This is a genomic window from Pseudidiomarina donghaiensis (assembly GCF_900116895.1).
Classification (GTDB): domain Bacteria; phylum Pseudomonadota; class Gammaproteobacteria; order Enterobacterales; family Alteromonadaceae; genus Pseudidiomarina; species Pseudidiomarina donghaiensis.
On sequence record NZ_FPCF01000001.1, the window covers coordinates 169,160 to 181,628 of the forward strand.

The following is a 12,469-nucleotide window of genomic DNA, read 5'->3' on the forward strand; positions in this document are numbered from 1 at the left end:
ACACCACCGGACGCTATTTGCCAGGAGATAAATCGTGAAAGACTTATTAAAGTTTTTAAAACCGTTAAACCAGACTGAAGAGTTCGATGCGATTCGCATCGGACTTGCTTCTCCGGACATGATCCGCAGCTGGTCTTTCGGTGAAGTGAAAAAGCCAGAAACGATCAACTACCGTACGTTCAAGCCTGAGCGTGACGGGTTGTTCTGTGCGCGCATTTTCGGCCCGGTAAAAGACTACGAGTGCTTGTGTGGTAAATACAAGCGCTTGAAGCACCGTGGTGTTATTTGTGAGAAGTGTGGTGTTGAAGTAACCCTCACTAAAGTGCGTCGTGAGCGCATGGGTCACATTGAACTAGCGAGCCCTGTTGCCCACATCTGGTTCTTGAAATCACTACCAAGCCGTATCGGCTTAATGCTGGATATGACCTTGCGTGATATTGAGCGCGTATTGTATTTCGAATCATACGTTGTGACTGAAGCCGGCATGACCGATCTTGAGCGTGGCCAAATTCTTACGGAAGAAGAATATTTGGATGCGCTTGAAATGCATGGCGATGAATTCGAAGCGAAAATGGGCGCAGAAGCAGTGTTGTCATTGTTGCAACACATCGATATCGAAGGCGATATCAAGCAATTGCGTGAAGAGTTGCCGGAAACCAACTCTGAAACCAAGCGTAAGAAAATTAGCAAGCGTTTGAAGTTGCTTGAATCATTCCATAACTCAGGCAACAAGCCAGAGTGGATGATCTTGAAAGTGTTACCTGTGTTACCACCAGATTTACGTCCGTTGGTACCGCTTGATGGTGGCCGCTTTGCAACCTCAGACTTGAACGACTTATACCGTCGCGTGATTAACCGTAACAACCGTTTGAAGCGTTTGTTAGACCTTGCTGCACCAGACATTATCGTGCGTAACGAAAAACGTATGTTGCAAGAAGCGGTTGATGCGTTGTTAGACAACGGTCGTCGTGGCCGTGCCATTACTGGCACCAACAAACGTCCATTAAAATCTTTGGCAGACATGATCAAAGGTAAACAGGGTCGTTTCCGTCAGAACTTGTTGGGTAAACGTGTAGATTACTCAGGCCGTTCTGTCATCACGGTTGGTCCTAAGTTACGCTTGCACCAGTGTGGTTTGCCGAAGAAAATGGCGCTTGAGTTATTCAAGCCGTTTATCTATGGCAAATTGGAAGGCCGTGGTTTAGCGACGACCATCAAAGCTGCGAAGAAAATGGTTGAGCGCGAAATTCCAGAAGTTTGGGACGTGCTTGACGAAGTTATCAAAGAACACCCAGTCATGCTGAACCGTGCACCAACCTTGCACCGTTTGGGTATTCAGGCGTTCGAACCAGTACTTATCGAAGGTAAAGCGATTCAGTTGCACCCATTGGTGTGTGCGGCCTATAACGCCGACTTCGATGGTGACCAAATGGCGGTTCACTTACCATTAACGCTTGAAGCGCAACTTGAAGCGCGTGCGTTGATGATGTCAACCAACAACATTTTGTCACCAGCAAGTGGTGACCCTATCATCGTTCCTTCACAGGACGTTGTATTGGGTCTGTACTACATGACGCGCGAAAAAATCAACGCGAAAGGCGAAGGCATGGCGTTTAAAAACGCTAAAGAAGCCGAGAAAGCATACCGAAATAAAGATGCTGAGCTGCACGCACGCGTAAAAGTACGTATCACTGAAACGTTGACCGACGAAGAAGGTGTGACCACCACAACCACCAAACTGTATGACACCACTGTGGGTCGTGCGATTTTGTCATTGATACTGCCTACCGGCATGCCATTTGACATGATCAACCAAACCATGGGTAAAAAGCAGATTGGTCGCTTGTTGAACCGTTCATACCGTGACCTTGGCTTGAAGCCAACAGTCATTTTTGCTGACCAAATCATGTATACCGGTTTCCACTACGCAATGATTGCGGGTGCGTCAGTTGGTATTGATGACATGGTTATTCCTGATGCGAAGAAAGACATTATCGACGCAGCAGAAGAAGAAGTTGCTGAAATTCAAGAGCAGTTCGAGCAAGGCTTGGTAACCGCTGGTGAGAAATACAACAAGGTTATCGATATTTGGTCGACCGCGAACGAGAAAGTTTCTAAAGCGATGATGGAAAACTTGTCGAAAGAAACTGTGATCAACGCGCAAGGCGAAGAAGAACAGCAAGACTCTTTCAACTCGGTTTACATGATGGCGGACTCGGGCGCTCGTGGTAGCCCCGCTCAGATTCGTCAGTTGGCCGGTATGCGTGGTTTGATGGCGAAGCCAGATGGCTCAATCATCGAAACACCAATCGTTGCGAACTTCCGTGAAGGTTTGAACGTACTTCAGTACTTCATCTCAACCCACGGTGCGCGTAAAGGTTTGGCCGATACCGCATTGAAAACAGCAAACTCTGGTTACTTGACGCGTCGTTTGGTTGACGTAGCGCAAGACGTCGTTATCGTTGAAGACGATTGTGGCACCGAAGACGGCTTGTTCGTTAAGCCGTTAATTGAAGGTGGCGACGTAGTAGAACCGTTGCGTGAGCGCGTATTGGGTCGTGTCGTGTGTGACGACGTACTTATGCCTGGTAGCGACGACGTGCTTATTCCACGTAACACATTGCTCGACGAGAAAATGTGTGACGTGTTAGAGCAAAACTCTGTCGACCAAGTAAAAGTACGCTCTGTTATTACCTGTGACACAGACTTCGGTGTTTGTGCAAACTGTTACGGTCGTGACCTAGCACGTGGCCACTTGGTGAACCAAGGTGAAGCCGTTGGTGTTATCGCGGCACAGTCAATCGGTGAGCCAGGTACACAGTTAACCATGCGTACGTTCCACATCGGTGGTGCGGCATCGCGTGACTCAGCAGCCAACAACATTCAAGTGAAGAACAAGGGTACCTTGAAGCTTCACAACGCCAAGTTCGTTGAAAACAGTGACAGCCACTTGGTTATCACCTCACGTTCAACTGAATTAACGTTGATTGATGAGTTTGGTCGTGAGCGCGAGCGTTATAAAGTGCCTTACGGTGCGATTCTGAAGAAAAACGAAGGCGACGCAGTTGATGCGGGCGAAATCGTTGCAAACTGGGATCCGCACACGCACCCAATCATTACCGAGGTAGCCGGTCGTCTGAAGTTTGTCGACTTGATCGACGGCGTAACCATGACCCGTCAAACCGACGAGCTGACAGGCCTTTCAAGCATTGTTGTGCTTGAAACAGGTCAACGTACCAGCGCCGGTAAAGACATGCGTCCTATGGTTAAGTTGGTAGACGCGAAAGGTAAAGACGTGAACATCGTTGGTACCGACATGCCAGCGCAATACTTCTTGCCAGGCAACGCGATTATCAACCTTGAAGATAACGCTGAAGTGAAAGTGGGTGACACGGTTGCACGTATTCCACAAGAAGGTTCAAAAACACGCGATATTACCGGTGGTCTACCGCGCGTTGCCGACTTGTTCGAAGCGCGTCGTCCGAAAGAACCAGCTATTTTGGCAGAAGTTTCTGGTACCGTTAGCTTTGGTAAAGAAACCAAAGGCAAGCGTCGCTTAATTATCACCCCTACGGATGGTAATGAGCAGTACGAAGAAATGATTCCTAAGTACCGTCAGTTGAACATCTTCGAAGGTGAGCAAGTGACTAAAGGTGAAGTTATTGCCGATGGTCCTGAAGCACCGCACGATATTTTACGTTTACGTGGCGTAAGCGCACTTGCGAACTATATCGTGAACGAAGTACAAGAAGTTTATCGCTTACAGGGCGTTAAGATTAACGATAAGCACATCGAGACCATCGTGCGTCAGATGTTGCGTAAGGCGATTATCTTGAACCCAGGCGAAACTGAACTGCTTGAAGGCGAAATGATGGAGCTGTCTGAAGTACTTGCTGCAAACGCGAAAGCCGAAGCAGAAGGTAAAATTCCAGCTTCGTATGAGCGTCAGCTGTTAGGTATCACCAAAGCGTCATTGTCGACTGAGTCGTTCATTTCTGCTGCGTCGTTCCAAGAAACCACGCGCGTATTGACCGAAGCAGCCGTACAAGGCAAGCAAGACCCATTACGTGGCTTGAAAGAGAACGTTATTGTTGGTCGCTTGATTCCAGCTGGTACTGGTTTCGCTTACCACCGCGAACGTGCGCGCAAGCGTGCTGAAGCGTTGGCAGGTACCGAAGCACCGCGTTTAACCGCAGAAGAAGCAGAGCAGCAATTAGCTGACGCTTTGAACTTCGGTAACGAAGGTTCGGACAACGGTGATGCTACCGAATAAGCGTTAATTAGTTAACGTGCTAGCAAAAGCCAGCTTGAGCAATCAAGCTGGCTTTTTTGTTGCCGCTTATCCGCTTATATTCCCGTTTGTCATATAAGCATATGCTGTTGAAGAAATTCCACTACACTGCGTATACAAGCTATGTTCTGGAGAAAAAACATGACTACGTATTATCACTTAATCAAAAAACTGGTGGCAGTGTCGAGCATACTTATGGCATCAGCCATGTTGTTTCAGCCTGCTAAGGCCAACAATGCCGAAGGGGCCCTTGACGGACTTTGGCGCGGTAAACTAGAAGTTCAACCGGGTGTGGCGTTGGTTGTCGGTATTGATGTTCAAGGTGAAACCGTTACGTTAGATAGTCCAAATCAGGGGCTATGGGGGCATGCACTTAGCGCCGTGACTATCGCCGATGGCACGCTGACATTCAGTGCCAAAGACTTACAAGCTGAATTTACGGGAACTATCAATGGTGATGTGATTGCTGGCACCTTTACCCAAGGCCGAGCACGCTCCCTAACACTACAACGTCTTTCAAACGCAGACCTTGAGCGCTTAAAGTTTGAAGGCGGGTACGCGGGAGATCTTATTATCAATGGCGCACCACAATTGCCGTTACAGGTAAATGTGGCAGTAATCGCTGATAGCTACTACGCATCACTGGACAGTCCAGCCCAGCAAAGCTATGGCATACCGCTAACGAATTTCCACATTGACACCGAAACCATGCGTTTTGAATCGCCAATGATCAAAGCATCATATACCGGCAATGGGGAAGGCCCCGGCCTGTATTCCGGAAAGTTTGTACAGGGCCTCGAGCGTAAGCTAACACTTAAAAAGCTTGGCGCGGCAGAGGAGAGAGTTGAAGTCCCAAAGCCTAAAATGGGTGAGCATGGCGGCGCCGTTGCCGTGATCACCCCTACAGGCGTCACGCAGAAGTTTTTTGCCGACCATAACGCGCAAACCACTTATGAAATTGGTTCGGTCACCAAAACCATGGTGGCTTATTTGCTGGCTAAAAGCAGTGTCGAAGAAACCACGAACCTTGAGCAAAAGCTTAAGCACTTTTTTCCTGCGGCACCAAGTTCAATAACCTTAGAACAACTAGCAACTCATACGAGCGGCGTGCCGCGGCTACCGGCTGATTTATTTAGCGATGCGAACCCCACTGACCCATATGCCCATTATAACTTAGCCTTGTTAGAGCAGGCTTTGCCAACGGTACAGCTTGGTCATGCGGGCGCCGATGCACAAAGCTATGAGTATTCTAACTTTGGGTATGGCTTGTTGGCTGAAGCGCTCGCCAAGGCGCACGAAACTAACTTTAACCAGCTGCTCACCAGCCAATTGTTTCGCCCCTTAGGAATGAGTTCTAGTTCGATGGCGCTTGCCCAAATACCTGCAGATGAAACCCAATCGGCGGCGCTAGCGGACGGTCACGACGTTTTAGGGCAGGTGGTTGCGCCATGGCACTTCCAAGCATTGGCTGGGGCCGGAGCTGTACGTTCGACACTACCTGACATGATTACTTATGTGCAGGCCATGATGACAATGAGCGCAGAGCAGCAGCGCGTAGCACAACAACTGTTTGCACCAAGGTTCAGCATGGGTGATTGCTGCCAGCAGGCGCTAGGCTGGATTTTAAAGCAGGATGCAAACGCTCAATGGTTTGCCTGGCATAACGGACAAACCGCTGGCTTCGGTGCCTATGTTGGCTTCTATCTAGATGGTTCTCGCGGTATTGTGGTGTTGAATAATCAATCGGTTATCAATAATGAATATGCGGAGCAGCTATTAACGGGAACAACCCAATTGCATGAATAGTTTCTATTACCCGTTTTATCAATTAGCAGGCTGGGGAATGGTGTACGCCGGCATTATTTTTATGGTCGCCCAACAGCCTCTCTTTAGTAAAATTGAACTGCTGTTTGGTGCGGTCCTTATTAGCACTGCGGCCTTGCATTCCCATTTGCTGCGCTGGGGGTTTAAGCGCTGGATTAAGCCAGCAAGTTTTCTAGCCCAGTTGCTTTATCTACTCCTTGGCGCAATTGTCGGCGGTTTGATTGCCGGCGCGATGTTAGTTGTGTGCATTGCCTTGTTACAGGGGACGACTTGGTTAGATCCGGTACCTAGTGGGCAGTGGAGCACGTTGATTGGTATGGTGTATTGGCCAAACAGCCTGAACATGGTGATAGCGCTTATAGTCTGGGGCGCGCTGTATTTAACTATTATACGTTCAAGACAGCTTCGAGATGCAGAGCTTGCTTTATCACAAGGTCAATTAGCGTTATTAATGCAACAGCTCAATCCACATTTCTTGTTCAATATGCTGAATAATATTCGTGCGCTAATACTCGAAAATCCAACCAAAGCACGCGAAGCCTTGACTCAGTTATCGGACATGCTGCGCTATAGTTTGCAGGCTAATAAAGAAACTCAAGTTGAGTTGCGTGATGAACTCGACATTGTCGAGCAATATATTGCGTTGAACAAAATACAGTACGAAGAGCGACTGCACTATAGCCATGAAATTGATAGTGAGGCTTATGGCGCGGTGATTCCGCGCTTACTGTTGCAACAGAGTATTGAGAACGCCATCAAGCATGGAATTGCGACCTTACCCGAAGGCGGGCGTATTCACCTCAGTGTACGGTGCATTAGTGATGAGCAATTAGAAATAATACTAACAAACCCGATTACACCGCAACGGCAGTCTAATCGTGATGATACTGGGGCCAAGCGTCGGCACCTTAAAAAGCATACCGGTATTGGCCTAGCGAACAGCCGTTCGCGGTTGAACCTCACATACGGCCGAGCGGCAACGCTTATTTTTAGTCGTGATGAGTCAACTGCCTTAGCGACCTTAAAAATAACCTTACCGTTTCAGCCGGCGACAACGGAGCAACTGCCATGCGCATAGCAATTGTTGACGATAGCCGACTTGCTCGGTTAGAGCTGAAGCAGCAACTGGCGCATCTGGCTGAGGTTGAAGTGGTGGCTGAAGCGGCAAGCGTTGCCGAAGCGCTTGCCATGTTAAGTGATGCCGCAATTGATCTTTTGCTACTGGACATCGACTTACCAGACGGCAATGGTTTCGATGTTTTAGAGCAAGCAGCAACAGTTCCACTGGTTATTTTTGTGACGGCCTTTAACGAGTACGCCATTCGTTCGTTTGAGGTGAACGCCTTGGACTATTTGCTGAAGCCTGTGCGCCAAGAGCGCCTGTTACAAGCTATCGACAAAGCTCGACGCCTAGCACAATCGCCAACCGTTAAAGCTGAACAGCGTATTTTTATCAAAGACCGAGACCAATGTTATTTTGTGCAAGTGGCTGACATTATTGCGTTTGAAGCGCTTGGCAACTACACACGTGTGCATTTAGCTGGCGCAACACCGGCTATTTATCGTACAATAGGCTCCATTGCCGAACGGCTTGACCCGAATGTATTTTTTCGAGCGAGCCGCAGTTGGATTATTAACACCCAATTTATTGAGCATATTGAACCAAGTATCAGTGGCGGTTTTCATGTTGAATTGAAAAATGGCCAGCACGTTGATATCTCAAAACGCCAAGCTGCAGCATTTCGTCAGGCTTGGTCGCTATAGTCACTCATAGCTAGTCAATTGTCGCTTTTCCTTGACAGTCCAATTATTGACCATTAAAATTCGGCCTCCCCATATTTGGGCGATTAGCTCGTGGCTTGTCGACAGCAAGCTTAAAAATAAGGGGAAACTTGGATTTTTCATTCTGTTGAGCGACATCAACATAATCAGGAGTAATGAATGGCAACAGTTAATCAGCTGGTGCGCAAAGGTCGTCAAAAGCCGGTTGTGAAAAGCAACGTTCCGGCACTTGAGGCTTGCCCACAAAAACGCGGCGTATGTACCCGTGTTTACACTACTACCCCGAAGAAGCCAAACTCTGCACTGCGTAAAGTATGCCGTGTGCGTTTGACTAACGGCTACGAAGTTTCTTCGTACATCGGTGGTGAAGGTCACAACTTGCAAGAGCACTCAGTCGTATTGATTCGCGGCGGTCGTGTAAAAGACTTGCCAGGTGTTCGTTATCACACAGTTCGTGGTGCTCTCGACTGTGCAGGCGTGAATGATCGTCGCCAAGCACGTTCTAAGTACGGCGCGAAACGGCCTAAGTCTTAACGGTTCTCCGTTAGTAAGGCCAAACTGTAATTTATAAGTTTTGGGGAATACCCTGAATTAATCGGAGAATATTGAGATGCCAAGAAGACGCGTCATAGGTCAACGTAAAATCCTACCGGACCCTAAGTTCGGATCAGAGTTGTTGGCTAAATTTATCAATGTCGTCATGGTTGACGGCAAAAAATCTGTCGCTGAAAAGATCATCTACGGTGCGTTAGATATCCTGGCTGAGAAGTCAGGCAAAGACCACCTTGAAATTTTCGAATCTGCGTTGGACAACGTTCGTCCTACTGTCGAGGTTAAATCTCGTCGTGTTGGTGGTTCTACCTACCAAGTACCAGTAGAAGTACGTCCTGTTCGCCGCAATGCACTGGCTATGCGTTGGTTAGTTGATGCTGCGCGTACTCGGGGTGAAAAATCCATGGCTCAGCGTCTGGCAGGTGAAATGCTAGATGCATCAGAAAGTAAAGGCTCTGCTGTGAAGAAGCGTGAAGACGTGCACCGTATGGCCGAAGCGAACAAAGCTTTCGCACACTATCGCTGGTAAATTCACAGTTAACCCAAAGAGGAATTTATGGCTCGACAAACATCGATTGAGCGTTACCGTAACATCGGTATCTGTGCTCACGTAGACGCAGGTAAAACAACCACCACTGAGCGTGTGTTGTTCTACACCGGTTTGTCTCACAAATTAGGTGAGGTACATGACGGTGCGGCGACTACCGACTGGATGGAGCAAGAACAAGAGCGCGGTATTACTATTACCTCTGCTGCTGTTACTGCTTTCTGGAAAGGTATGGATCAGCAGTTCCCAGAACACCGCATTAACGTTATCGATACTCCAGGGCACGTTGACTTCACTATCGAAGTAGAACGTTCACTGCGTGTACTTGATGGCGCGGTTGTTGTTCTGTGTGGTTCTTCTGGTGTTCAGCCGCAAACTGAAACTGTATGGCGCCAAGCGAACAAATACGAAGTACCTCGTATGGTGTTCGTAAATAAAATGGACCGTACCGGTGCAGACTTCTTGCGCGTTGTAGGTCAAATCAAAACTCGTCTAGCTGCAACTCCAGTGCCAATTCATTTGAACATCGGCACTGAAGACAACTTCAAAGGCGTAGTTGACTTGATCAAAATGAAAGCCATTAACTGGAATGAAGAAGACCAGGGTATGACTTTCAACTACGAAGAAATTCCAGCAGAGTTGAAAGACAAAGCTGAAGAAATGCACAATGAATTGGTTGAAGCTGCTGCTGAAGCCAACGAAGAGTTGATGAACAAATACCTTGAAGAAGGTGAATTGACCGAAGCTGAAATTAAAGCTGGTCTGCGTCAACGTACACTGAATAACGAAATTATTCTGTGCTTGTGTGGTTCTGCGTTTAAAAACAAAGGCGTTCAAGCAATGCTTGACGCGGTTATCGAATACTTACCTTCACCAACTGAAGTTAAAGCGATTCGTGGTATTTTGGAAGACGAATCTGAAGGCGTGCGTAAGTCATCTGATGACGAGCCGTTCTCAGCATTGGCATTCAAAATCGCAACCGACCCATTCGTAGGTACTTTGACCTTCTTGCGCGTTTACTCGGGCATTTTGAAGCAGGGCGACACTGTATATAACCCTGTTAAGAGCAAGCGCGAGCGTATCGGCCGTATGGTTCAGATGCATGCAAACGACCGTAAAGAGATTAAAGAAATCTTAGCGGGTGACATCGCAGCGGCTATCGGCTTGAAAGATGTAACTACCGGTGACACTTTGTGTGACCCGAACAACATCATTACGCTTGAGCGTATGGAATTCCCAGAGCCAGTAATCTCTGTGGCTGTAGAACCAAAAACTAAAGCTGACCAAGAAAAAATGGGTATCGCTTTAGGTAAATTGGCTGCAGAAGATCCATCGTTCCGCGTTAAAACCGACGAAGAGTCAGGCCAGACGATCATCTCTGGTATGGGTGAGCTTCACCTAGACATCATCGTTGACCGTATGAAGCGTGAGTTCAAAGTTGAGTGTAACGTAGGTAAACCTCAGGTTGCTTACCGTGAAACTATCCGTCAGAAAGTGGAAGTTGAAGGTAAATTCGTACGTCAATCAGGTGGTCGTGGTCAGTTCGGTCACGTTTGGTTGCGTATTGAACCAATGGAGTTCGACGCGAACGACGATGACGCACCTAACTACGAATTCGTTAACGAAATCGTTGGTGGTGTGGTACCGAAGGAATACATCCCTGCGGTAGACAAGGGTATTCAAGAGCAAATGCAAAATGGTGTAATTGCTGGCTACCCAGTACTTGGCGTGAAGGCGACCTTGTACGATGGTTCATACCACGATGTCGACTCATCAGAAATGGCGTTCAAAATTGCGGGTAGCATGGCCTTCAAAAAAGGCGCACAACAAGCTAAGCCAGCATTGCTTGAACCAATGATGAAAGTTGAAGTGGTTACCCCTGAAGACTTCATGGGTGACGTGGTTGGTGACTTGAACCGTCGTCGCGGTATCATCGAAGGCATGGAAGATGCCCCAGGTGGTCTGAAAGAGGTTCGTGCACAGGTTCCATTATCAGAAATGTTCGGTTACGCTACTGACCTGCGTTCGCAGACTCAGGGCCGTGCATCTTATGCAATGGAATTCTTGAAGTACGCTGAAGCACCAAACAACATTGCTGAGCAGGTTATTGCTGCTCGTCAAACTAAAGATTAAGTAGAGTCTGGTCCGGTTCTACCAAGGACCGGACTTTTAACTTAAGTTAAGGAAAAGTCATGGCAAAAGAAAAATTTGAACGTTCCAAACCGCACGTTAACGTCGGTACTATCGGCCACGTTGACCACGGTAAAACTACTCTGACCGCTGCGATCACCACAGTATTGGCGAAAACCTACGGTGGTTCAGCACGTGCATTCGATCAAATCGATAACGCACCAGAAGAAAAAGCGCGTGGTATCACCATCGCGACTTCACACGTAGAGTACGATACTCCATCACGTCACTACGCACACGTAGACTGCCCAGGGCACGCTGACTATGTTAAAAACATGATCACCGGTGCTGCGCAGATGGACGGCGCTATCTTGGTAGTAGCTGCAACTGACGGCCCAATGCCACAAACGCGTGAAAAAAAAAAGTTCATCATCGTTTTCATGAACAAATGTGACATGGTAGACGACGAAGAGTTGTTGGAATTGGTAGAGATGGAAGTTCGTGAACTTCTTTCTGAGTACGACTTCCCAGGCGACGACTTGCCAGTAATTCAAGGTTCAGCGTTGAAAGCGTTGGAAGGCGAAGAGAAGTGGGAAGCGAAAATTGTTGAATTGGCAGAAGCATTGGATACCTACATTCCAGAGCCAGAGCGTGATATCGACAAGCCGTTCATCATGCCAATCGAAGACGTATTCTCAATCTCAGGCCGTGGTACTGTAGTAACTGGTCGTGTAGAGCGTGGTATCGTTCGTACTGGTGACGAAGTTGAAATCGTTGGTATTCAAGATACCGTGAAGACGACTGTAACTGGTGTTGAGATGTTCCGTAAATTGCTTGACGAAGGTCGTGCAGGCGAGAACATCGGTGCCTTGTTGCGTGGTACTAAGCGTGACGAGATTCAGCGTGGCCAAGTATTGGCGAAGCCAGGCTCAATCACTCCACACACTCAGTTTGAAGCTGAAGTGTACGTATTGACCAAAGAAGAAGGTGGCCGTCATACGCCATTCTTCAAAGGCTACCGTCCACAGTTCTACTTCCGTACCACTGACGTAACTGGTGCAGTAGAATTGCCAGAAGGCGTAGAAATGGTCATGCCAGGCGACAACCTGAAGTTCGTAGTAGAACTGATTCACCCAATCGCGATGGACGAAGGTCTTCGTTTCGCGATTCGTGAAGGTGGTCGTACTGTAGGCGCAGGCGTTGTATCTAAGATCATCGCTTAATGCGTAGCCCGGCGTTCTCTCTATGAGATAGGGCCGGGTTGTTTTGAAAGGGGAGCTTCGGGCTCCCTTTTTTGTTTTAACGAGCAACGCCCTTCTAATATCCAATATCCAATAGCTAAT

8 protein-coding genes are annotated in these 12,469 nt (G+C 47.9%); all 8 read left to right on the top strand.

The features are described from left to right. Nucleotides 1-34 precede the first annotated feature (34 nt). Nucleotides 35-4,273: a DNA-directed RNA polymerase subunit beta' gene (gene rpoC, locus BM334_RS00855; protein ID WP_092836618.1), complete on the top strand. Its 4,239-nt coding sequence runs from the start codon at nucleotides 35-37 to the stop codon at nucleotides 4,271-4,273. A 159-nt stretch (nucleotides 4,274-4,432) separates the two neighbouring features. Further along, nucleotides 4,433-6,097 (top strand): serine hydrolase domain-containing protein, encoded by a 1,665-nt coding sequence (locus BM334_RS00860; RefSeq protein ID WP_157981847.1) that lies wholly within the window; start codon nucleotides 4,433-4,435, stop codon nucleotides 6,095-6,097. Next, on the top strand, nucleotides 6,090-7,193 hold the full coding sequence (locus BM334_RS00865) for a sensor histidine kinase (RefSeq protein ID WP_092836624.1): 1,104 nt from the start codon (nucleotides 6,090-6,092) through the stop codon (nucleotides 7,191-7,193). Before BM334_RS00860 ends, BM334_RS00865 begins: the two co-directional genes overlap by 8 nt. Then, nucleotides 7,184-7,879, top strand: a complete 696-nt coding sequence (locus BM334_RS00870; protein WP_055439990.1) for a LytR/AlgR family response regulator transcription factor — start codon at nucleotides 7,184-7,186, stop codon at nucleotides 7,877-7,879. Before BM334_RS00865 ends, BM334_RS00870 begins: the two co-directional genes overlap by 10 nt. Before the next feature lie 177 nt (nucleotides 7,880-8,056). Beyond that, the gene (gene rpsL, locus BM334_RS00875) at nucleotides 8,057-8,431 is read left to right on the top strand and encodes a 30S ribosomal protein S12 (protein ID WP_034777283.1); all 375 of its coding nucleotides are present in this window, start codon (nucleotides 8,057-8,059) and stop codon (nucleotides 8,429-8,431) included. Nucleotides 8,432-8,507: 76 nt separating this feature from the next. Beyond that, nucleotides 8,508-8,978, top strand: a complete 471-nt coding sequence (rpsG, locus tag BM334_RS00880) for a 30S ribosomal protein S7 (RefSeq protein WP_055439991.1) — start codon at nucleotides 8,508-8,510, stop codon at nucleotides 8,976-8,978. Between the two features lie 27 nt (nucleotides 8,979-9,005). Continuing rightward, on the top strand, nucleotides 9,006-11,129 hold the full coding sequence (fusA, locus tag BM334_RS00885; RefSeq protein ID WP_092836627.1) for an elongation factor G: 2,124 nt from the start codon (nucleotides 9,006-9,008) through the stop codon (nucleotides 11,127-11,129). A gap of 59 nt (nucleotides 11,130-11,188) precedes the next feature. Next, nucleotides 11,189-12,349 (top strand): elongation factor Tu, encoded by a 1,161-nt coding sequence (tuf, locus tag BM334_RS00890; RefSeq protein ID WP_092836630.1) that lies wholly within the window; start codon nucleotides 11,189-11,191, stop codon nucleotides 12,347-12,349. Nucleotides 12,350-12,469: the final 120 nt, after the last annotated feature.

Excerpts from the sequence above, each read along its gene's own strand:
- BM334_RS00860 (WP_157981847.1), top strand. The coding sequence starts at position 4,433 with ATGACTACGTATTATCACTTAATCAAAAAACTGGTGGCAGTGTCGAGC.
- BM334_RS00865 (WP_092836624.1), top strand. The coding sequence starts at position 6,090 with ATGAATAGTTTCTATTACCCGTTTTATCAATTAGCAGGCTGGGGAATG.
- BM334_RS00870 (WP_055439990.1), top strand. The coding sequence starts at position 7,184 with ATGCGCATAGCAATTGTTGACGATAGCCGACTTGCTCGGTTAGAGCTG.
- rpsL (WP_034777283.1), top strand. The coding sequence starts at position 8,057 with ATGGCAACAGTTAATCAGCTGGTGCGCAAAGGTCGTCAAAAGCCGGTT.
- rpsG (WP_055439991.1), top strand. The coding sequence starts at position 8,508 with ATGCCAAGAAGACGCGTCATAGGTCAACGTAAAATCCTACCGGACCCT.
- fusA (WP_092836627.1), top strand. The coding sequence starts at position 9,006 with ATGGCTCGACAAACATCGATTGAGCGTTACCGTAACATCGGTATCTGT.
- tuf (WP_092836630.1), top strand. The coding sequence starts at position 11,189 with ATGGCAAAAGAAAAATTTGAACGTTCCAAACCGCACGTTAACGTCGGT.